This window comes from Enterobacter hormaechei ATCC 49162 (assembly GCF_001875655.1).
Classification (GTDB): Bacteria; Pseudomonadota; Gammaproteobacteria; order Enterobacterales; family Enterobacteriaceae; genus Enterobacter; species Enterobacter hormaechei.
On the sequence record NZ_MKEQ01000001.1, the window covers coordinates 2,602,636 to 2,625,558 of the forward strand.

Consider the following 22,923-nt stretch of genomic DNA (forward strand, 5'->3'; position numbering starts at 1 on the left):
ATGTTACGTATTGCCGATAAAACGTTTGAATCACACCTGTTTACCGGGACCGGGAAATTCGCCTCGCCACAGCTGATGGTGGATGCCATCCGTGAAAGCGGCAGCCAGCTGGTGACGCTGGCGATGAAGCGCGTGGATCTGCGTCAGCACAATGATGCCATACTTGCACCGTTACTGGAGGCAGGCGTGACGCTCTTACCCAATACTTCCGGTGCGAAAACGGCCGAGGAGGCGATTTTCGCCGCGCAACTGGCCCGGGAAGCGCTCGGCACCCGCTGGCTGAAGCTGGAAATTCACCCGGACGCCCGCTGGCTGTTGCCCGACCCAATCGAAACCCTGAAAGCGGCAGAGAAGCTGGTGCAACAGGGCTTTACCGTCCTGCCCTACTGCGGCGCAGATCCCGTGCTGTGTAAGCGTCTGGAAGAGGTCGGCTGCGCTGCCGTGATGCCATTAGGCGCGCCCATTGGCTCCAATCAGGGTCTGGAAACCCGTGCAATGCTGGAGATCATCTTCGAGCAGGCTACCGTGCCCGTGGTGGTGGATGCGGGGATCGGCGTACCCAGCCACGCCGCGCAGGCGCTGGAGATGGGCGCCGACGCGGTGCTGGTGAATACCGCCATTGCGGTGGCCGACGACCCGGTAATGATGGCGCGTGCGTTCCGCCTTGCCGTGGAATCTGGTCTGCTGGCACGGCAGTCCGGCCCCGGCTCGCGCAGCGTTCAGGCGCAGGCCACCAGCCCGCTGACCGGTTTTCTGGAGGCGCTCTGATGGCTACCTTTACCGATCGCTGGCGTCAGCTTAACTGGGACGATATAGCCTTACGCATCAACAGTAAAACCGCTGCGGACGTAGAGCGGGCGTTAAGCGCCCGGCAGCTGACCCGCGAGGATTTGATGGCCCTGCTTTCTCCGGCAGCCAGCACGTACCTTGAACCGATGGCGCAGCGCGCTCAGCGTCTCACCCGCCAGCGCTTTGGCAACACGGTAAGTTTCTATGTGCCGCTCTATCTTTCTAACCTGTGCGCCAACGACTGCACCTACTGTGGCTTCTCCATGAGCAACCGCATTAAGCGTAAAACGCTGGATGAGCATGAGATCGCCCGCGAGTGTGCGGCTATTCGGGAAATGGGTTTTGAACATCTTCTGCTGGTGACGGGCGAACACCAGAGCAAGGTGGGAATGGACTATTTTCGCCAGCATCTTCCGGCCATTCGCCGCGAATTTGCCTCATTGCAGATGGAAGTGCAGCCTCTGTCGCAGGAGGAATATGCGGAGCTGAAAACCCTCGGGCTGGACGGCGTAATGGTTTATCAGGAAACCTACCATGAGGCGACCTATGCCCGACATCACCTGAAAGGGAAGAAGCAGGATTTCATCTTCCGGCTGGAAACGCCGGACAGGCTGGGGCGCGCCGGTATCGATAAAATTGGGCTGGGCGCGCTTATCGGTCTGTCTGACAGCTGGCGGGTGGACTGCTATATGGTGGCGGAACACCTGCTGTGGTTGCAGCAGCACTACTGGCAAAGCCGCTATTCCATCTCGTTCCCGCGACTGCGTCCGTGTGCGGGAGGCATTGAACCCGCCTCGCTAATGGATGAACGCCAGCTGGTGCAAACCCTGTGCGCCTTTCGTCTGTTCGCGCCGGAAGTGGAATTGTCGCTCTCCACCCGTGAATCCCCCGCGTTTCGCGACCGCGCGATCCCGCTGGCGATCAACAACGTCAGCGCCTTTTCCAAAACGCAGCCGGGCGGTTACGCTGACGATCATCCGGAACTGGAACAGTTCGCACCGCACGACGGACGACGACCCGAAGCGGTGGCGGAAGCGCTGGCTGCACAAGGTCTACAGCCGGTGTGGAAAGACTGGGATAGCTGGCTGGGAAGAGCTTCGCATCTGGGCTGAAACCGTCTGCAAAAACGCGGAAAGGTTACGAGGCGGCTCGTAAAATCAAAACCGGGCGATTGAGGCGATCTGCCCGGTTTTCTTATGCTTAACCACGTCAGCAACGGACGCTGACCAGGGTGAAAATGCTTCTTCCTCGTTTCGCCCTGCCCTCCGCCTCTTAAACAGAATTTCAATTGATACAATAAATACGTCGTTTCTTATCTACGCTTAAGATAAATCATCTCGTCGGTAACCGCCTTCTGTATAATTTACTACCAGCAACCGGACAGCGACTATGCTGAGGATATCGACAGACGCAACGCGTCTACCATCTGGATTGATGTACAACTCATGGCACTCCACAGTAAAAAGCTCTCTTTTACCCGGCCAATTATGGTCAGCTTCGCGGGGATCCTGTTCAGTTTCGCGCTGATCGCCATCCTGGTTATTCTTTCACAGAGAAAGGATTTCCTTGAGGATTATCATAAGATTAATGGTAACTTCACCCATAATCTGGCGGTTAACTATACCGAAACCATTCTGCGGGAAAATGACTATATTCTTGGTCGCGCTGCGATGTACTTCGCCCGTAATGACAGAGTGAATCAGACAATAAATATCGACCCGACACACGGTTTGCAGATGTTAATGCATTTGCAGAACCTGATGCCGACGGTGTCGTCTATCTCGCTGGCGGACACCGAAGGGCGCCATCTGCGCGCGCCGGAAGTGCTTCCAACGGAGAAGGGTAAGTCGTTCGACGCGCGAACCCGCCCATGGTTTATCGGGCAAGCGGAAGCCAGCAACTTTCCTCACTATACGCGCCCTTATCTGGACTATTTCACCCAACATCCCACCGTCACCCTCTATAAGCCGGTCATTTCACCGGAAGGCCGTCTGAAGGGCACGCTCGCTTTTCATCTTGATTTAACGTCCATGGGATATACGCTGCGCCAGATGGTGGCGCCGGTTCAGGGTGAGTTTTTTATCGTCGAGCGTGACGGCGCCGTTGTGCTTCATCCGGACACGGGGGCGCTCTTTAAGCAGTACGTAAGCGAAGCGCTGATGGACAAAATGACCAGCGGCGAAGGCCATCTTTTCGACCCCAAAAGTAAAACCTGGTATTACTACTACTCTTTCACCAATCCGGACTGGTTTGTGATTTATCGGGTTTCCGATGCCACGCTGACCGTTATCACCCGACATGAAACCACCGTCGTCGGCTGGGGATTTGCGCTGGCGGCAATCATCATTATTCTGTTCGGACTGTACCTTCGTCATGCTTCGCGTTCTGTGCTGATGAACATTATCAACGCCATCAAAACCGGAGACGTCAACCAGGCGCCACGCCTTGAGGCGATGCTCAGCCATACCATCCGAACGAATAAAGAACGCGAGCTGGCCTATGTCCGTCAGGCCACTCATGATGCGCTGACAGGCTGTAAAAACCGCCGTGCATTCGATAACGATGTGGGAGAGTTGCTGGCCGCTCATCAACCATTCGTTCTGGCGCTGATCGACATCGATAACTTCAAATCCATTAACGACACCTGGGGCCACCTGAGCGGGGATATTGTTCTGCGCAACGTGGCGCGCGAGGGTATTCAGATCATGCAGCCGCACCACGTTTCCGTTTACCGCTACGGTGGAGAGGAATTCGCCGTGATTTTCCCGGCCGAACTGATGAACTCCGCGAACGCGTTACTGGAAGCCTGGCGCACCACCGTTGAAAAGCGGACCTGGCGGGAAGAGAACCTGCGAGTGACCTTCAGCGCCGGGTTGGGAGAGTGGCACTTCGAACCGCTGGAACAATTTATCGGTAGCGTAGATGAAGCGCTGTACACCGCTAAACAACAGGGTAAAAACCGCATCGTAAGCACGGCCAGCCGATAATCCCCCTCCTGAAATTCTACCCGTTCTGACGGGCAGAATGCTCGCCTGTATAAAATTGTAACCGGTTTCAGAAAAATGCCGATTTCTTTGTGATGACTGACACACAATCGCGGTAAAGCGGTTGTTGAAGCGGTCTGCACGGGATAATTATCAATAAACACATGTAGATCGAGGCTGACTATGAAGAACATCGTTTTATGCTGTGCAGCGGGAATGTCAACCAGCATGCTGGTTCAACGTATGATAGATGCCGCGCAGAAAAAAGGAGTCGAAGTAACCATTAAAGCCGTTCCGGTCGCGGAGTTTAAAGATAACATCGCGACGGCTGATATCGTATTACTGGGGCCACAGGTTAAATACGAACAGGCAAAACTTCAGGCGCAGGCCGATCCGCTCGGAAAAAAGGTCGCGGTCATCGACATGATGGATTACGGCATGATGAAAGGTGATGCCGTACTGGAAAAAGCGCTCAAACTTCTGGAGTCATAATGGAAGACTTAGAAACCACGATTATGGAACTGCTTGTCAACGCAGGTGCGGCGCGCAGTGCGGCCCTGACAGCGTTGCAGATGGCGCGAAAAGGCGACTTTGACGAAGCCGAAAAAGCGATGGAAGAATCGCGTGAATATGTGAAACATGCACATACGATCCAGACGCAACTCATCGGTCTTGATGAAGGGACCGGGAAACTTCCGGTTAACCTGATCACCGTCCACTCTCAGGACCACCTGATGAACGCGATGGTTATTCAGGATCTGGCGGGCGATATGATTGAGCTTTATCGTCGGATCCCGTTAGTGAATTGACGACATGCAGATGTAAAAAAACCCGCCGAGGCGGGTTTTTTATTTATGGCATCAACGATTACTCGTTGTCGGAACCACCCAGACCTGCGTTCAGCAGTTCTGCCAGGCTCGCGGAGGCATCTTCAGCAGTAACCTGCGGTGCAGCTGGCAGTTCGCCCGCTGCACGACGACGCATACGATCCTGGTGGTACGCATAACCGGTACCAGCCGGGATCAGACGACCCACGATAACGTTCTCTTTCAGACCGCGCAGTTCATCACGTTTACCTGCAACAGCGGCTTCGGTCAGGACACGAGTGGTTTCCTGGAACGATGCTGCGGAGATGAAGGACTCGGTTGCCAGAGACGCTTTGGTGATACCCAGCAGATCGCGTGCGAAGGTCGCACCGATTTTGCCGTTCGCTTCCAGATCGCGGTTAGCGATCTTAACGCGTGAGTATTCAACCTGCTCGCCTTCCAGGAAGTCGGAGCTGCCCGCGTTTTCGATGGTTGCTTTACGCAGCATCTGACGAACGATAACTTCAATGTGTTTATCGTTAATCTTAACGCCTTGCAGACGGTAAACGTCCTGTACTTCGTTAACAATGTAACGGGTAACAGCATGTACACCACGCAGACGCAGGATGTCGTGCGGCGCTTCTGGACCGTCGGAAACCACGTCACCACGTTCCACGCGTTCACCTTCGAACACGTTGAGCTGACGCCACTTAGGAATCATCTCTTCGTACGGCTCGCTGCCATCTACTGGCGTGATAACCAGACGGCGCTTACCTTTGGTCTCTTTACCGAAGGAGATGATACCGCTAATTTCAGCAAGGATCGCAGGCTCTTTCGGACGACGTGCTTCGAACAGGTCAGCAACGCGTGGCAGACCACCGGTGATGTCCTTGGTACCGCCGGATTCCTGAGGAATACGCGCCAGGGTGTCACCAGAGCTGATCTGTACGCCATCTTCCAGCTGAACAATCGCTTTACCCGGCAGGAAGTACTGCGCAGGCATATCGGTGCCTGGGATCAGAACGTCGTTACCCTGAGCATCAACGATTTTCAGTGCAGGACGCAGATCTTTACCACCGGTAGTACGTTCAGCAGAATCCAGAACCACCAGAGAAGACAGACCGGTCAGCTCGTCGGTCTGACGAGTAATGGTCTGGCCGTCAATCATGTCAGTAAAGCGGATGAAACCACTTACTTCGGTGATAACCGGCATGGTGTGTGGATCCCAGTTTGCAACGGTTTCACCGCCGGCAACCTGCTCGCCATCACCTTTCGCCATAACTGCACCGTAAGGCACTTTATAGCTCTCTTTGGTACGACCGAATTCGTCGATCAGCTTCAGCTCGGTGTTACGAGAGGTCACAACCAGCTTGCCTGCGGAGTTAACAACAGACTTCGCGTTGCTGAGCTTGATGCTACCTTTGTTTTTCACCTGGATGCTGGATTCAGCAGCCGCACGAGATGCCGCACCACCGATGTGGAACGTACGCATCGTCAGCTGTGTACCCGGCTCACCGATGGACTGTGCCGCGATAACGCCGATAGCCTCACCTTTGTTGATGATGTGGCCACGCGCCAGGTCACGACCGTAGCAGTGCGCACACACACCAAAGTCGGTGTCACAGGATACAACGGAACGCACTTTCACGGAGTCAACAGAGTTTGCTTCCAGCAGGTCACACCACTGTTCGTGCAGCAGCGTATTGCGTGGAACCAGAATGTCTGCGGTGCCCGGCTTCAGAATGTCTTCCGCGGTCACACGACCCAGTACGCGATCGCGCAGCGGCTCTTTAACATCACCACCCTCGATAACCGGGGTCATGGTGATACCTTCGAGGGTGCCACAATCGTCTTCGGTAACAACCAGATCCTGCGCAACGTCAACCAGACGACGCGTCAGATAACCGGAGTTCGCTGTTTTCAGTGCGGTATCCGCCAGACCTTTACGCGCACCGTGCGTGGAGATGAAGTACTGGAGTACGTTCAGACCTTCACGGAAGTTCGCGGTGATTGGCGTTTCGATGATGGAGCCATCTGGCTTCGCCATCAGACCACGCATACCTGCCAGCTGACGAATCTGTGCCGCAGAACCACGCGCACCGGAGTCGGCCATCATGTAGATGCTGTTGAAGGAGACCTGCTGCTCTTCTACGCCGTCACGGTTAATGACGGTTTCGGTTTGCAGGTTATCCATCATCGCTTTAGATACACGATCGTTCGCCGCAGCCCAGATATCGATAACTTTGTTGTAACGTTCGCCTGCGGTTACCAGACCAGACTGGAACTGCTCCTGGATCTCAGCAACTTCAGCTTCCGCTTCAGAGATGATCTCGTGTTTCTTCTCTGGGATGACCATGTCATCAATACCAACAGATGCACCTGAACGCGCTGCATAAGCAAAGCCGGTGTACATTGTCTGGTCAGCGAAGATAACGGTCGGCTTCAGACCCAGAATGCGGTAACAGGTGTTCAGCATTTTGGAGATCGCTTTCTTGCCCAGCGCCTGGTTGACGATGGAGAAAGGCAGACCTTTCGGTACGATCATCCACAGAATCGCACGACCAACGGTCGTGTCTTTCAGGCTGGTGTGCGCAACGAATTCGCCGTTTTCATCTTTTTCGTATTCGGTGATACGCACTTTAACGCGCGCATGCAGAGAGGCCAGGCCAGCGCGATAAATACGCTCCGCTTCTTTAGGGCCAGTCAGCACCATGCCTTCGCCTTTGGCGTTAACACAGTCACGGGTCATGTAGTACAGACCCAATACAACGTCCTGAGAAGGAACGATGATAGGTTCACCGTTCGCTGGAGACAGGATGTTGTTGGTAGACATCATCAGCGCACGCGCTTCGAGCTGGGCTTCCAGCGTCAGCGGTACGTGAACAGCCATCTGGTCACCATCGAAGTCGGCGTTATAGGCCGCACAAACCAGCGGGTGCAGCTGGATAGCTTTACCTTCGATCAGTACTGGCTCAAAGGCCTGGATACCCAGACGGTGCAGGGTTGGTGCACGGTTCAGCAGTACCGGGTGTTCGCGGATCACTTCGTCCAGGATATCCCAAACGACAGCTTCTTCACGCTCAACCATTTTCTTCGCGGCTTTGATGGTGGTGGCCAGGCCACGCAGTTCCAGCTTGCCGTAGATGAACGGTTTGAACAGCTCCAGTGCCATTTTCTTCGGCAGACCGCACTGATGCAGACGCAGGTATGGACCTACGGTGATAACAGAACGACCGGAGTAGTCAACACGCTTACCGAGCAGGTTCTGACGGAAACGACCCTGCTTACCTTTGATCATGTCGGCCAAAGATTTCAGAGGACGTTTGTTAGAACCGGTGATCGCACGACCACGACGACCGTTATCCAACAGGGCATCGACTGCTTCCTGAAGCATACGTTTTTCGTTGCGTACGATGATGTCCGGCGCAGCCAGATCCAGCAGACGTTTCAGACGGTTGTTACGGTTGATCACGCGACGGTACAGATCGTTCAGATCGGACGTTGCGAAACGACCACCATCCAGCGGAACCAGCGGACGCAGATCTGGCGGCAGAACCGGCAGAACGGTCAGGATCATCCACTCTGGTTTGTTACCAGACTGAACGAACGCTTCCAGCAGTTTGATACGCTTGGTCAGCTTTTTACGCTTGGTTTCGGAGTTGGTTTCGTTCAGCTCTTCGCGCAGCGTTTCACACTCTTGCTCCAGATCCATGCTCTTCAGCAGGGCCTGGATAGCTTCCGCACCCATTTTCGCGTCGAATTCGTCACCGAACTCTTCCAGCGCGTCCAGATACTGTTCTTCGGTCAGGATCTGGTTACGTTCCAGATTCGTCATCCCGCCTTCGATAACCACATAAGATTCGAAGTACAGAACACGTTCGATATCGCGCAGCGGCATATCCAGCAGCAGGCCGATACGGGACGGCAGCGATTTCAGGAACCAGATGTGAGCGGTCGGAGACGCCAGCTCGATGTGGCCCATACGCTCACGGCGTACTTTGGTCTGGGTCACTTCAACGCCGCACTTCTCACAGATCACACCACGGTGTTTCAGGCGCTTGTACTTACCGCACAGGCACTCGTAATCTTTTACTGGCCCGAAAATACGCGCACAGAAAAGGCCGTCACGCTCAGGTTTGAACGTACGGTAGTTAATGGTTTCCGGCTTTTTAACTTCACCGAAAGACCATGAACGGATCATGTCTGGCGAAGCCAGAGCAATTTTGATCGCATCAAACTCTTCGGTTTTAGTTTGCGCTTTCAGAAACTTTAATAAGTCTTTCACGGATTTGCTCCCGTCGGAGTTAGCACACTCTGCTGTCGGGCGTTAACCCGACAGCAGTGACCTGTTTGAGCGAGAATTACTCGTCTTCCAGTTCGATGTTGATACCCAGCGAACGAATCTCTTTCAACAGTACGTTGAAGGATTCTGGCATGCCCGGTTCCATCTGATGGTTGCCGTCTACGATGTTCTTATACATCTTAGTACGACCGTTCACGTCATCAGACTTAACGGTGAGCATTTCCTGCAAGGTGTATGCTGCGCCGTATGCTTCCAGCGCCCACACTTCCATCTCCCCGAAGCGCTGACCACCGAACTGAGCCTTACCACCCAGCGGCTGCTGAGTAACCAGGCTGTAAGAACCGGTAGAACGAGCGTGCATCTTGTCGTCGACCAGGTGGTTCAGTTTCAGCATGTACATGTAACCTACGGTTACCGGACGCTCGAACTGTTCACCGGTACGGCCGTCAAACAGCGTAATCTGACCAGACGTTGGCAGACCACCCAGTTGCAGCAGCTCTTTGATTTCAGCTTCTTTTGCACCGTCGAATACCGGCGTTGCAATTGGCATACCTTTGCGCAGGTTCTCTGCCAGACGCAGCACTTCTTCATCGCTGAAGGTGTTCAGGTCGACTTTCTGACGAACGTCGGTACCCAGATCGTAGGCACGCTGGATGAACTCGCGCAGTTTCGCGACTTCCTGCTGCTGTTTCAGCATGGCGTTGATCTTGTCGCCGATACCTTTTGCAGCCATACCCAGGTGGGTTTCCAGAATCTGACCGATGTTCATACGAGACGGTACGCCCAGTGGGTTTAGTACGATATCTACCGGCGTACCGTTAGCATCGTGCGGCATATCTTCGATCGGGTTGATCTTAGAGATAACACCCTTGTTACCGTGACGACCTGCCATCTTATCACCAGGCTGGATCTGACGTTTAACAGCCAGATACACCTTAACAATCTTCAGCACGCCTGGTGCCAGATCGTCGCCCTGAGTGATTTTGCGGCGTTTCGCTTCGAGTTTTTTCTCGAACTCGTGTTTCAGTTCGTCATACTGCTCAGCCAGTTGTTCCAGCTGATTCTGTTTCTCTTCGTCGGTCAGGCCCAGTTCCAGCCAGCGATCGCGTGGCAGTTTGTCGAGCTTCTCAGCTTCAACGCCACCGGCAACCAGCACCGCATAGATACGGCTGAACAGGCCCGCTTCGAGGATTTGCAGTTCTTCAGACAGGTCTTTCTTAGCCTGTTTGAGCTGCATCTCTTCGATTTCCAGCGCACGCTTATCTTTCTCAACGCCATCACGAGTGAAGACCTGAACGTCGATAACCGTACCGGAAACACCGTTTGGTACGCGCAGAGAAGAGTCTTTAACGTCAGACGCTTTCTCACCGAAGATAGCACGCAGCAGTTTCTCTTCTGGCGTCAGCTGGGTTTCACCTTTCGGCGTAACCTTACCAACCAGAATGTCACCGCCGGTCACTTCCGCACCGATGTAAACAATACCGGATTCATCCAGCTTGGAGAGCGCAGCTTCACCCACGTTAGGGATGTCAGCGGTGATCTCTTCTGGCCCCAGCTTGGTGTCACGGGACACACAGGCCAGTTCCTGAATGTGGATGGTGGTGAAACGATCTTCCTGAACCACACGCTCGGAGACGAGGATGGAGTCTTCGAAGTTGTAACCGTTCCACGGCATGAACGCTACGCGCATGTTCTGACCGAGCGCCAGTTCACCGAGGTCGGTGGACGGACCGTCTGCCAGCACGTCGCCGCGCTCAACTGGCTCACCCAGAGATACGCAAGGCATCTGGTTGATACAGGTGTTCTGGTTAGAACGGGTGTATTTGGTCAGGTTGTAGATGTCGATACCCGCTTCGCCCGGATACATCTCGTCTTCGTTAACTTTGATAACGATACGGGATGCGTCGACGTACTGTACGGTACCGCCACGCTTAGCCACTGCCGTAACACCGGAGTCAACGGCAACAGCACGTTCCATACCGGTACCAACCAGCGGCTTATCAGCACGCAGAGTTGGAACGGCCTGACGTTGCATGTTCGCACCCATCAATGCACGGTTGGCGTCATCGTGTTCCAGGAACGGGATCAGGGACGCACCGACGGATACCACCTGCTGGGTGGATACGTCCATGTAGTCAACCTGGTCGCGGCTGAACAAGCTGGATTCGCCTTTGCTACGGCAGGTAACCAGATCTTCTACAAAGTGGCCTTCGTCATCCAGGTTGGAGTTCGCCTGAGCGATAACGTAGTTGCCTTCTTCGATAGCAGACAGGTAATGAATTTCGTCGGTAACCACACCGTCGGTCACTTTACGATACGGGGTCTCAAGGAAACCGTATTCGTTCGTCTGTGCGTACACGGACAGGGAGTTGATCAGACCGATGTTTGGACCTTCAGGCGTTTCGATTGGACATACGCGACCGTAGTGAGTCGGGTGTACGTCTCGAACTTCAAAGCCTGCACGTTCACGGGTCAGACCGCCTGGGCCGAGTGCGGAGATACGTCGTTTGTGCGTAATCTCAGACAGCGGGTTGTTCTGGTCCATGAACTGAGACAGCTGGCTGGAACCGAAGAACTCTTTCACTGCCGCAGAAATCGGCTTGGCGTTGATCATATCCTGAGGCATCAGGGTATCCAGATCGCCCAGAGACAGACGCTCTTTCACCGCACGCTCTACACGTACCAGTCCAACGCGGAACTGGTTTTCCGCCATTTCGCCTACGGAACGGATACGACGGTTGCCGAGGTGGTCGATATCATCCACTTCGCCTTTACCGTTACGGATATCGATGAGCTTCTTCATCACTTCAATGATGTCGTCTTTGCTCAGGATACCGGAACCTTCGATTTCGTCGCGCAGCAGAGAACGGTTGAACTTCATACGACCAACCGCGGACAGATCGTAGCGGTCTTCGGAGAAGAACAGGTTCTCGAACAGGCTTTCAGCCGCTTCGCGAGTTGGTGGCTCACCAGGACGCATCATGCGGTAGATTTCGACCAGCGCGCTCAGACGATCGTTGGTTGGATCGACGCGTACAGTCTCAGAGATGTACGGGCCATGGTCCAGATCGTTGGTGAACAGCGTTTCGATACGTTTGTGGCCAGACTGGCTCAGCTTAGCCAGCAGATCCAGGCTCAGCTCCATGTTAGCCGGGCAGATCAGCTCGCCAGTTGATTCATCAACGTAATCTTTCGCGGCTACTTTTCCTGCAATGTATTCAACCGGAACTTCGATGTGTTTGATATCATCTTTTTCCAGCTGACGGATGTGGCGCGCGGTAATACGGCGACCTTTTTCCACATACACTTTGCCGTTGGCTTCGATGTCGAACGATGCGGTCTCACCACGCAGACGTTCCGGCACCAACTCCATCTGCAACTTGTTGTCGCGGATTTCAAAGATCACTTTCTCAAAGAACAGGTCCAGGATCTGCTCAGTGGTGTAGTTCAGTGCACGCAGAATGATGGTTGCAGGCAGTTTACGACGACGGTCGATACGGACAAACAGGTTGTCTTTTGGATCGAATTCGAAGTCCAGCCATGAACCACGGTAAGGAATGATGCGTGCGTTATACAGTACTTTACCGGAAGAGTGCGTTTTACCTTTATCGCTGTCAAAGAAGACGCCCGGGCTACGGTGCAGCTGGGAAACGATAACACGCTCAGTGCCGTTGATAACGAAAGTACCGTTGTCCGTCATGAGTGGAATTTCACCCATGTAGACTTCTTGTTCTTTAATGTCTTTTACGGTGCCTTCCGGCGCTTCGCGCTCGTAGATCACCAGACGCAGTTTTACGCGCAGCGGTGCGGAATAGGTCACGCCACGGATCTGACATTCCTGAACGTCAAACACCGGTTCGCCAAGGCGGTAGCTGACGTATTGCAACTCGGAATTACCGCTGTAGCTCTGAATCGGGAACACGGAACGGAAGGCTGCTTCCAGGCCGTACTGCCCTTCAGGATCTTGCTCGATAAACTTCTGGAACGAGTCAAGCTGGATAGAAAGGAGATATGGAATGTCCAGAACTTGTGGACGTTTACCAAAATCCTTACGAATACGTTTTTTCTCGGTATAGGAGTAAACCATAGGGTTCCTCAGCTCGCTGACAAGTCGACCCATCTGTCCGACGAAGGGACAGTTTGTGCAACACCATTTTGTGGACCGGAAAATTGAATACTTTCCGCAATACCTGTTGCTATCACGCTTAAACCATTTCATTGCGATTTACACAGAGCGAGCACCCTGTCGCAGTATATTAAGTCGTCGATAGAAACAAGCATTGTCAGGACAACCAGCAGTCAAACAGTGTGAAATGCTGCTGATGCCTTACAGCGCAAAAAGGCTGGTGACTAAAAAGTCACCAGCCATCAGCCTAATTGCTTAGGCTGCAACCAGAAAAGTTGGCTTATTTAACTTCAACTTCAGCGCCAGCTTCTTCCAGAGATTTTTTCAGTGCTTCTGCGTCGTCTTTGCTCACGCCTTCTTTCAGCGCAGCTGGAGCAGATTCTACCAGGTCTTTCGCTTCTTTCAGACCCAGGCCAGTTGCGCCACGTACTGCTTTGATTACAGCAACTTTGTTCGCGCCAGCAGCTTTCAGAATTACGTCGAATTCAGTTTTTTCTTCAGCAGCTTCAGCCGGGCCCGCAGCTACAGCTACAGCAGCAGCAGCAGAAACACCGAATTTTTCTTCCATTGCAGAAACCAGCTCTACAACGTCCATTACGGACATAGCTGCTACTGCTTCAATGATTTGATCTTTAGTGATAGACATTTAAATTGTTCCTGAAAATCAGAATAAGTTTATACGTAAGCAAATGCTTTATAAAGATAACTGCGATTAAGCAGCTTCTTTCGCATCGCGTACAGCAGCCAGAGTGCGAACCAGTTTGCCAGCCGCAGCTTCTTTCATGGTTGCCATCAGGCGTGCAATTGCTTCTTCGTAGGTCGGCAGGGTTGCCAGGCGATCGATTTGCGATGCCGGGATCAACTCACCTTCAAAGGCTGCAGCTTTGACCTCAAATTTTGCATTCGCTTTCGCGAACTCTTTGAACAGACGAGCAGCAGCGCCCGGGTGTTCCATAGAGTATGCAATCAGGGTCGGACCAACAAACGTGTCTTTCAGGCACTCGAACTGAGTACCTTCAACTACGCGACGCAGCAGGGTGTTACGAACAACACGCATGTATACGCCAGCTTCACGACCTGCTTTACGCAGTTCAGTCATTTTGTCTACAGTAACGCCACGGGAATCCGCAACTACTGCAGACAGCGCGCCTTTGGCTACTTCGCTGACTTCAGCAACAATCGCTTGTTTGTCTTGAAGATTTAAAGCCATTAGCTTTGCTCCTGGATGTTTGCCGGAACTCATGTTCCGGAACTCACTTCACTCGACCCAACGGGAAGAGCGTCTTAATACGGTGAGCAGAAACAAGCCAGAGTATTTAAAATAATCTTAGCGTTCTGTCACCGTCTACGCAGGGGATTAAGTTTCTTGCGAAACACCTGCGGTCTTCGACGGAGGCCTGGATAGGCCAGGCTCCAACGAACAATTCTTTTAGCCGCTAACTTTTGTTAGCAAACGTGGGGGTAAGATTGTAGACAAAATCACCGCCCACGTAAAGGCATTAGTTTGCAGCAGCGCTCAGGCCAGCCTGGTCAACTGCAACACCTGCACCCATGGTGGTGGAGATGCTAACTTTCTTGATGTAAACGCCTTTCGCCTGAGTTGGTTTAGCTTTTTTCAGCGCAACCAGCAGAGCTTCCAGGTTTTCTTTCAGTTTGTCAGCGTCAAAGTCCACTTTACCGATGGTGGTGTGGATGATGCCGTTTTTGTCGTTACGATAACGAACCTGACCTGCTTTAGCGTTCTTAACCGCTTCAGCAACGTTAGGGGTTACAGTACCCACTTTCGGGTTTGGCATCAGGCCGCGTGGACCCAGAACCTGGCCCAGCTGGCCAACAACGCGCATTGCATCTGGTGAAGCAATAACAACGTCAAAGTTCATTTCGCCTTTCTTGATCTGATCAGCCAGATCTTCCATACCTACCAGTTCAGCGCCGGCAGCTTTAGCAGCTTCAGCGTTTGCACCCTGAGCAAATACAGCTACGCGTACGGAACGGCCAGTACCGTGTGGCAGTACAGTTGCGCCACGAACGTTCTGATCGGATTTACGAGCGTCGATGCCCAGGTTAACGGCAACGTCAACGCTTTCAACGAACTTAGCAGTTGCCAGTTCTTTCAGCAGAGCGATAGCTTCGTTGATGTCGTACTGTTTGGTCGCATCAACTTTGTCACGGATCACGGACATGCGCTTGGTCAGTTTAGCCATTTCTTAGTCCTCCACTACCAGGCCCATGGAACGTGCAGTACCTTCGATGGAGCGAGTCATCGCTTCAATGTCGGAACCAGTCATGTCGGCAGCTTTGGTCTGCGCGATTTCCTGCAACTGAGCGCGGGAAATTTTACCCACTTTGTCTTTGTTCGGCTTACCGGAACCAGACTTGATGCCCGCTGCTTTCTTCAGCAGAACTGCTGCTGGAGGGGTTTTGGTAACGAAAGTGAAAGAACGGTCAGCGTAAACAGTGATTACAACTGGGATTGGCAGACCTTTTTCCATGGATTCGGTTTTGGCGTTAAACGCTTTACAGAATTCCATGATGTTCACACCCTGCTGACCCAGAGCTGGACCAACTGGTGGACTTGGGTTCGCCATACCTGCTGCAACTTGCAGCTTGACGTAGGCTTGTACTTTCTTAGCCATTCTAAAATCCTCTGATTGGGTAATAACGCCTCGGAGAGGCTCCCCGTGAATAAAATTCGTTTTACGGGTCGGGACCCATAAAAACAAAAGGCGCGAAATTGTATTCCAATCTCGCGCCCTGTGCAACGATTAAATCGTCGCTTTTTTGATCGCTGCTTAGGCTTTTTCGACCTGAGCAAAGTCCAGCTCTACCGGGGTCGCACGACCAAAGATAGAAACGGAAACTTTCAGGCGGGACTTCTCGTAGTCCACTTCTTCGACGACGCCATTAAAGTCAGCAAACGGACCGTCATTAACACGAACCATCTCACCCGGTTCAAACAGCGTTTTCGGACGCGGTTTATCACCAACCTGCTGGAGGCGGTTCATAATCGCATCAACTTCTTTGTCGCTGATTGGCGCCGGACGATCGGATGTGCCGCCGATAAAGCCCATCACGCGTGGTACGCTGCGCACCAGGTGCCAGCTCGCGTCGTTCATCACCATCTGAACCAGCACGTAACCCGGGAAGAATTTACGCTCGCTTTTGCGACGTTGGCCGCCACGGATCTCAACCACTTCTTCGGTCGGAACCATAACTTCGCCAAACAACTCTTCCATATTGTGTAATTTGATATGCTCACGCAGCGACGTAGCTACGCGGCCTTCAAAACCGGAAAACGCCTGAACGACGTACCAGCGCTTTTTAGGGGCTTCAGACATCTCAGAACCTCAGGCCAGTGATAAAGGATACCAGGCGAACCAGAATACCATCCAGTCCCCACAGGATCAGTGACATTACAGCGGTAACCGCCGCTACAATCAGCGTGGTGTGCAATGTTTCCTGGCGAGTCGGCCAAATGACCTTGCGGACTTCGGTACGCGCTTCGCGGGCAAACGCAACGGTCGCTTTGCCTTTCGTCGTCAACAGCGCGACACCACCCGCCGCAGCAATCAGAATTACCACTGCAAGCGCGCGTAGCGGCAGCATCATGTCACGATAAAGATAGTTGCCGACAATCGCCACAATCAGCAGCACGGCTACAACTACCCATTTCATCGCTTCCAGGCCGCGCCCGCTCCCTTGAGCTTCGGTATTCGCACTCATAAACCAACCTGTCAGAAGTATTCTACAAACATTTTCACCCCGCGAGTGCGAGGCAAACCAATCGAAATGCTATTCGCTTTTCGTATTATACGCTCTCCGCAGAGCCTGTCTCAGCAATGATTATGACAAAATTAATCACTGATGAGCCAGGTTCTGATGTGAAAGCGTGCAAAAAGGGCATCAAATGATGCCCTTTTATTGCGCATTGCGTCAAATGTTATCAGCGATTAGCCGAGAACTTTAGCAACAACGCCCGCGCCAACGGTACGGCCGCCTTCACGGATTGCGAAACGCAGACCGTCGTCCATCGCGATTGGGTGGATCAGCGTCACAACCATCTTGATGTTGTCGCCTGGCATTACCATCTCTACGCCTTCTGGCAGTTCGATGGTACCGGTCACGTCAGTTGTACGGAAGTAGAACTGTGGACGGTAGCCTTTGAAGAACGGAGTATGACGGCCGCCTTCGTCTTTGGACAGAATGTACACTTCAGATTCGAACTTGGTGTGTGGCTTGATTGAGCCTGGCTTCGCCAGAACCTGACCACGTTCGATTTCTTCACGTTTGATACCACGCAGCAGAACACCAACGTTCTCACCAGCACGGCCTTCGTCCAGCAGTTTGCGGAACATTTCAACGCCAGTACAGGTAGACTTCGCAGTCTCTTTGATACCAACGATTTCAACTTCTTCACCTACTTTGATGATACCGCGCTCAACACGACCGGTAACAACGGTACCACGACCGGAGATGGAGAATACGTCTTCGATTGGCAGCAGGAATGGCTTGTCAATCGCACGCTCTGGTTCTGGGATGTAAGAATCCAGGAAGCCAGCCAGCTCGATGATTTTCGCTTCCCACTCTGCGTCGCCTTCCAGCGCTTTCAGCGCGGAACCACGAACGATTGGGGTGTCGTCGCCTGGGAAATCGTACTGAGACAGCAGTTCACGAACTTCCATCTCTACCAGTTCCAGCAGCTCTTCGTCATCAACCATGTCGCATTTGTTCAGGAACACGATGATGTAAGGAACGCCTACCTGACGACCCAGCAGGATGTGCTCACGGGTCTGAGGCATTGGGCCGTCAGTCGCAGCAACAACCAGGATCGCGCCGTCCATCTGCGCAGCACCGGTGATCATGTTTTTAACATAGTCGGCGTGGCCTGGGCAGTCTACGTGTGCGTAGTGGCGAGTCGGGGTGTCATACTCAACGTGAGAGGTGTTGATGGTGATACCACGAGCTTTTTCTTCTGGTGCGTTATCGATCTGGTCGAAAGCACGAGCAGCACCGCCGTAGGTTTTAGCCAGTACGGTAGTGATTGCAGCGGTCAGCGTTGTTTTACCATGGTCAACGTGGCCGATAGTACCGACGTTAACGTGCGGTTTTGTACGTTCAAACTTTTCTTTAGACATCGATTGTCCCTCTAAGACACGGATAAATCGGTGATATCACCACATCAACCAGGCGAAAATGCCTGAACTGTTGAATACATTTACATTGAAACAGAGAGAAATGGGAGGGAGAAGTGAAGTGGTGCTGATACCCAGAGTCGAACTGGGGACCTCACCCTTACCAAGGGTGCGCTCTACCAACTGAGCCATATCAGCACGTATTGGAGCGGGCAGCGGGAATCGAACCCGCATCATCAGCTTGGAAGGCTGAGGTAATAGCCATTATACGATGCCCGCATCCTGAAACTCGGCTACCCAGTTCTTTCTGTAACAAAAAAAGAGATTTCTCTCTTTTCTGTTCGAGCTGGTCAATTTTTCCAACCAGCTCCGGCGGCGTTGACGCTGCCAGAAAGTGGTGGTGGGGGAAGGATTCGAACCTTCGAAGTCTGTGACGGCAGATTTACAGTCTGCTCCCTTTGGCCGCTCGGGAACCCCACCGGACTTGATGGTGCCGACTACCGGAATCGAACTGGTGACCTACTGATTACAAGTCAGTTGCTCTACCTACTGAGCTAAGTCGGCATCAAGTAGCGCGCATTCTATGGAGACCTGCGCAGTCATGCAACTAAAAAATTGCATAAAACGTTCTTTCGCTCACATTTTATTCGAAACCAGGGTTAACCGCTGTAAATTCATCCGCTCGCGATTAAAAATTCAACATGAACGCCTGATATCGGCACGCTATAGCCCCAGGTGATGCCTGCCCGGTTAAGCATCGCTTTCCCATATTTTTTCTTATTATTCCTCTCATCTGGTGTTAACCTCCTGCCCATTGTCCAAAATTAACTATGTGATGAGCCCGCACCCGCCGTTTCGTGATGGTTCACAGAAGCATGCTTATGAGCAAAAAAGAGCAAACGTTAATGACGCCCTATCTTCAGTTTAACCGTAGCCAGTGGGCAGCCCTGCGTGACTCCGTCCCTATGACACTGACGGAAGGTGAAATCGCAAGGCTAAAAGGGATAAACGAAGATCTCTCCCTGGAAGAGGTGGCAGAAATCTATCTCCCCCTCTCTCGCTTGCTTAACTTCTATATCAGCTCCAACTTGCGTCGTCAGGCCGTACTGGAACAGTTCCTCGGCACGAACGGTCAACGTATTCCTTATATCATCAGTATTGCGGGCAGCGTGGCAGTGGGTAAAAGTACCACCGCGCGCGTGCTACAGGCGCTGCTGAGCCGCTGGCCGGAACACCGCAGCGTGGAGTTGATCACCACCGACGGCTTCCTGCATCCCAACGAGGTGTTAAAAGAACGCGGCCTGATGAAAAAGAAAGGCTTCCCGCTCTCTTATGATATGCACCGCCTGGTAAAGTTTGTCTCTGATTTAAAATCAGGCGTGCCTCACGTTACCGCACCGGTCTACTCGCATCTGATCTATGACCGCATCCCGGATGGCGACAAAACGGTTGTGCAGCCCGACATCCTGATTCTGGAAGGGTTAAACGTCCTGCAAAGCGGGATGGATTACCCTCACGACCCGCATCATGTGTTTGTCTCTGACTTCGTCGATTTCTCAATTTATGTCGATGCGCCGGAAGATCTGCTGCAACGCTGGTATATCAACCGCTTCCTGAAGTTCCGCGAAGGGGCGTTCACCGACCCGGATTCCTACTTCCACAACTACGCCCAGCTCTCTGAAGAAGAGGCTATTAACGTGGCGACCGGGCTGTGGAATGAGATCAACTACGTCAACCTCAAAGAGAACATCCTGCCGACGCGCGAACGCGCAAGCCTGATCCTCACCAAGAGTGAGAAACACGCCGTCGACCAGATTCGTTTACGGAAGTAGACCTCAGACGTAAAAAAACCGGCTTATCGCCGGTTTTTTCTTTATGCATGCGGCTTTTCGCCGTTTTCATCCTGATCGACTGCGAAGCAGGCCACCAGCTGTCCACCATAATCCTTCAGCTGTGGCTGCAACTGCGTGCACGGGCCGAAGCGCCGACGGCAGCGGGCGTTGAACGCACATCCCGGCGGCGGGTTAAGCGGGCTTGGCAATTCGCCGGTCAGCTTAATGCGCTCACGACGGTCATCCGGGTTAAGCCGCGGCGTCGCAGACAGTAGCGCCTGCGTATACGGATGACGCGGGTTAGTAAAGATCTGATCTTTCGTCCCCTTCTCCACGCAGCGTCCCAGATACATCACCATCACCTCATCGGCAATGTGCTCGACCACGGACAGATCGTGGGAGATGAAAACGTACGACAGCCCCAGATCCTGCTGTAAATCCATCATCAGGTTGAGCACCTGCGCACGAACGGACACATCGAGCGCTGAGACCGGCTCATCGGCAATCACCACGTCCGGGTCAAGCATCAGCCCACGGGCGATGGCAATACGCTGCCGCTGACCGCCAGAGAACATATGCGGGTAGCGATCGTAATGCTCGGTTTTAAGCCCCACCTTCGCCATCATCGCCAGCGCTTTTTCACGACGCTGCTCTTTGCTCAGACTGCTGTTAATCAGCAGCGGCTCTTCCAGAATTTGTCCGACTTTCTTCCGCGGATTCAGAGAGCCGTACGGATTCTGGAACACGATCTGGATTTTCTGACGACGCAGCTTCTGCGCCTGCGGATCGTGCTTGAGCAGGTCCTGGCCCTGATAGTAAAGCTCGCCGCCGGTTGGCGTTTCAATCATCGTCAGCAGACGGCCCAGCGTGGATTTTCCACAGCCCGACTCCCCGACGACTGCCAGCGTTTTACCGCGTTCAAGGCTGAAGGAGACGCCGTCCAGCGCTTTCACCAGGCGCTCAGGGGCAAAGATCCCCTTCTTCACCGGGTAATGTTTTTTCAGGTCGATAGCCTGCAACAGCGGTTGTTGCGTGGTGGCCTGGTGCGTACTCATAGTGTTGGCCTCCCGGCATCATCGAGTGGATAGTGGCATTTAGACTGACGACCGTCAGCAAGCTGGTTCAGCTCTGGCTCTTCTGCGCGGCACTTATCCGTAGCATACGGACAGCGCGGATTGAGCAGACAGCCCTGCGGACGGTCATATTTACCCGGAACCACGCCCGGCAGCGATGCCAGACGCGCTTTGTCCTGGGCAAACTCCGGCAGCGCACGCAGCAACGCCTGCGTATACGGATGACGCGGTGCACGGAAGATATCGTGCGAGCTTCCGGTTTCCACCACCTGGCCCGCGTACATCACGATGATTTTGTGTGCCGCTTCCGCCACCAGCGCCAGGTCATGCGTAATCAGCACCAGCGCCATGTTCTCTTTCTGCTGCAATTCCAGCAGCAGCTCGATGATTTGCGCCTGGATGGTCACGTCCAGTGCGGTAGTTGGTTCATCCGCAATCAGCAGTTTTGGTCGACAGGCAATCGCCATCGCGATCATCACGCGCTGGCTCATCCCGCCGGAAAGCTGATGCGGGTATACATCCAGACGCGACGCCGGATCGGGAATACCCACCTGCGTCAGCAAATCGATAGCACGCTGGCGACGGGTTTTCTTGTTGCCGCCCTGATGCACCTTAATGGCTTCCATAATCTGGAAACCGACGGTGTAGCACGGGTTCAGGCTGGTCATAGGGTCCTGGAAGATCATCGCCACTTCCGCGCCCACCAGCTGGCGGCGCTGTTTTTCGGAAATGCGCTTCAGATCCTGGCCGTTAAACTCCAGGTTTTCAGCCATCACGCGGCCCGGGTAGTCAATTAGCCCCATAATCGCCAGCGAACTCACTGACTTACCGGAGCCAGACTCACCTACAATCCCGACCACTTCACCCTGATTTACGCTGTAGCTAATGCGGTCCACGGCGCGAAACTCAGTGCCAACGTCACCGAAGTGCACGGATAATTTATCTACATTTAATAACGCCATCTCGTGCCTCTTACTGCTTCAGTTTGGGATCAAGTGCATCACGCAGACCATCACCCATCAGGTTAAATGCCAGCACCGTCAGCAGAATCGCCAGACCCGGGAAGGTGACGACCCACCAGGCGCTTTGTGCGAACTGCAACACGTCGGAGAGCATGGTGCCCCACTCCGGTGTTGGCGGCTGCGCACCCATGCCAAGGAAGCCAAGAGCGGCCATATCGAGAATGGCGTTAGAGAAACCGAGCGACGCCTGAACAATCAGCGGCGCAAGGCAGTTTGGGAAGATATTGATAAACATCTGACGCATCGCACCGGCACCCGCCACGCGCGAGGCGGTAACGTAATCGCGGTTAACTTCCACCAGCACCGCCGCACGGGTCAGACGCACGTAGTGCGGTAGCGCAACAAACGTCAGCGCAAGCGCGGCGTTACCAATCGACGGGCCAAAGATCGCCACCAGCACCAGTGCCAGCAGCAGGCTTGGCAATGCCAGCATAATGTCGACAACGCGCATGATGATGTTATCAACGATGCCGCCGAAGTAGCCCGCCACGAGGCCGAGTACGATCCCCATGATCAGCGACAGAACGACAACGAGGCAGCCAACCAGCAGCGACAGGCGTGCGCCATACATCAGGCGCGACAGCACATCGCGGCCCACGTCATCGGTGCCCAGCAGATGCGTCAGGCTTCCGCCATCCTGCCATGCAGGAGGTGCCAGCAGCGCGTCGCGGAACTGATCCGCCGGGTTATACGGCGCGAGGACGTTCGCAAACACCGCAATCAGGATCATGATGGAAACATACACCAGCCCGACGACCGCGCCTTTGTTGCGCTTGAAGTAGTGCCAGAACTCCTGCATCGGCGTCATTGGCACCGGTGCGGTAACCACTTTATTTTGAGTAACTTGTGACATGAT

18 protein-coding genes and 4 tRNA genes are annotated in these 22,923 nt (G+C 53.5%); 6 read left to right on the forward strand and 16 right to left on the reverse strand.

Translation table 11 applies throughout. The features are described from left to right. The 5 genes from thiG (at position 1) to BH712_RS13025 (ending at position 4,582) form a co-directional block, all read left to right on the forward strand. On the forward strand, positions 1-768 hold the full coding sequence (thiG, locus tag BH712_RS13005; RefSeq protein ID WP_006810524.1) for a thiazole synthase: 768 nt from the start codon (positions 1-3) through the stop codon (positions 766-768). Then, the gene (gene thiH, locus BH712_RS13010; protein WP_006810525.1) at positions 768-1,901 is read left to right on the forward strand and encodes a 2-iminoacetate synthase ThiH; all 1,134 of its coding nucleotides are present in this window, start codon (positions 768-770) and stop codon (positions 1,899-1,901) included. The genes thiG and thiH overlap by 1 nt, the downstream gene beginning before the upstream one ends. Before the next feature lie 333 nt (positions 1,902-2,234). Then, positions 2,235-3,776, forward strand: coding sequence for a sensor domain-containing diguanylate cyclase (locus BH712_RS13015; RefSeq protein WP_006810526.1), 1,542 nt, complete (start codon positions 2,235-2,237; stop codon positions 3,774-3,776). A 180-nt stretch (positions 3,777-3,956) separates the two neighbouring features. Further along, positions 3,957-4,265: a PTS sugar transporter subunit IIB gene (locus BH712_RS13020; RefSeq protein ID WP_006810527.1), complete on the forward strand. Its 309-nt coding sequence runs from the start codon at positions 3,957-3,959 to the stop codon at positions 4,263-4,265. Continuing rightward, the gene (locus BH712_RS13025; RefSeq protein WP_003862327.1) at positions 4,265-4,582 is read left to right on the forward strand and encodes a PTS lactose/cellobiose transporter subunit IIA; all 318 of its coding nucleotides are present in this window, start codon (positions 4,265-4,267) and stop codon (positions 4,580-4,582) included. Before BH712_RS13020 ends, BH712_RS13025 begins: the two co-directional genes overlap by 1 nt. 58 nt (positions 4,583-4,640) lie before the next feature. Here BH712_RS13025 and rpoC read toward each other — a convergent pair whose 3' ends face one another. The 13 genes from rpoC to BH712_RS13095 all read right to left on the reverse strand — a co-directional run bounded on the left by rpoC (position 4,641) and on the right by BH712_RS13095 (position 18,704). Beyond that, complete coding sequence (gene rpoC / locus BH712_RS13030; RefSeq protein WP_006810528.1) at positions 4,641-8,864, reverse strand: DNA-directed RNA polymerase subunit beta'; 4,224 nt, start codon at positions 8,862-8,864, stop codon at positions 4,641-4,643. Between the two features lie 76 nt (positions 8,865-8,940). After that, positions 8,941-12,969 carry a DNA-directed RNA polymerase subunit beta gene (gene rpoB / locus BH712_RS13035; RefSeq protein ID WP_032673707.1) on the reverse strand — a complete coding sequence of 1,343 codons (4,029 nt, stop codon included), beginning with the start codon at positions 12,967-12,969 and terminating at the stop codon, positions 8,941-8,943. A gap of 319 nt (positions 12,970-13,288) precedes the next feature. Then, positions 13,289-13,654, reverse strand: coding sequence for a 50S ribosomal protein L7/L12 (gene rplL / locus BH712_RS13040; protein ID WP_002445276.1), 366 nt, complete (start codon positions 13,652-13,654; stop codon positions 13,289-13,291). A gap of 66 nt (positions 13,655-13,720) precedes the next feature. Beyond that, entirely contained in the window at positions 13,721-14,218 is a 498-nt protein-coding gene (rplJ, locus tag BH712_RS13045) for a 50S ribosomal protein L10 (RefSeq protein ID WP_003862338.1), read from the reverse strand. Between the two features lie 289 nt (positions 14,219-14,507). After that, a complete protein-coding gene (gene rplA, locus BH712_RS13055; RefSeq protein ID WP_006810530.1) occupies positions 14,508-15,212 on the reverse strand; it encodes a 50S ribosomal protein L1 in 705 nt (234 codons plus the stop codon). A 3-nt stretch (positions 15,213-15,215) separates the two neighbouring features. Next, positions 15,216-15,644, reverse strand: a complete 429-nt coding sequence (rplK, locus tag BH712_RS13060) for a 50S ribosomal protein L11 (RefSeq protein ID WP_003862340.1) — start codon at positions 15,642-15,644, stop codon at positions 15,216-15,218. Positions 15,645-15,800: 156 nt separating this feature from the next. Continuing rightward, positions 15,801-16,346 (reverse strand): transcription termination/antitermination protein NusG, encoded by a 546-nt coding sequence (nusG, locus tag BH712_RS13065; RefSeq protein ID WP_003862341.1) that lies wholly within the window; start codon positions 16,344-16,346, stop codon positions 15,801-15,803. A 1-nt stretch (position 16,347) separates the two neighbouring features. Beyond that, on the reverse strand, positions 16,348-16,731 hold the full coding sequence (gene secE, locus BH712_RS13070; protein ID WP_003862342.1) for a preprotein translocase subunit SecE: 384 nt from the start codon (positions 16,729-16,731) through the stop codon (positions 16,348-16,350). A 227-nt stretch (positions 16,732-16,958) separates the two neighbouring features. After that, a complete protein-coding gene (tuf, locus tag BH712_RS13075) occupies positions 16,959-18,143 on the reverse strand; it encodes an elongation factor Tu (RefSeq protein WP_023323999.1) in 1,185 nt (394 codons plus the stop codon). A gap of 119 nt (positions 18,144-18,262) precedes the next feature. Then, positions 18,263-18,338, reverse strand: a tRNA-Thr gene (locus tag BH712_RS13080). 6 nt (positions 18,339-18,344) lie between these two features. Then, positions 18,345-18,419, reverse strand: a tRNA-Gly gene (locus BH712_RS13085). Positions 18,420-18,535: 116 nt separating this feature from the next. After that, positions 18,536-18,620: transfer RNA gene (locus BH712_RS13090), tRNA-Tyr, on the reverse strand. An 8-nt stretch (positions 18,621-18,628) separates the two neighbouring features. Continuing rightward, positions 18,629-18,704 (reverse strand) — tRNA-Thr (locus tag BH712_RS13095). Positions 18,705-19,021: 317 nt separating this feature from the next. On the opposite strand from BH712_RS13095, the gene coaA reads away from it, so the two are divergent. Then, entirely contained in the window at positions 19,022-19,972 is a 951-nt protein-coding gene (gene coaA, locus BH712_RS13100) for a type I pantothenate kinase (protein WP_032673708.1), read from the forward strand. Between the two features lie 41 nt (positions 19,973-20,013). On the opposite strand, the gene dppF is transcribed toward coaA, so the two are convergent. The 3 genes from dppF to dppC are packed head-to-tail and all read right to left on the reverse strand — an operon-like array spanning position 20,014 to position 22,920. Continuing rightward, positions 20,014-21,027, reverse strand: a complete 1,014-nt coding sequence (gene dppF, locus BH712_RS13105; RefSeq protein WP_006810533.1) for a dipeptide ABC transporter ATP-binding subunit DppF — start codon at positions 21,025-21,027, stop codon at positions 20,014-20,016. After that, complete coding sequence (gene dppD, locus BH712_RS13110) at positions 21,024-22,007, reverse strand: dipeptide ABC transporter ATP-binding protein (RefSeq protein ID WP_006810534.1); 984 nt, start codon at positions 22,005-22,007, stop codon at positions 21,024-21,026. The genes dppF and dppD overlap by 4 nt, the downstream gene beginning before the upstream one ends. Positions 22,008-22,017: 10 nt before the next feature. Further along, a complete protein-coding gene (gene dppC / locus BH712_RS13115; RefSeq protein ID WP_006810535.1) occupies positions 22,018-22,920 on the reverse strand; it encodes a dipeptide ABC transporter permease DppC in 903 nt (300 codons plus the stop codon). Between the last annotated feature and the right edge of the window lie 3 nt (positions 22,921-22,923).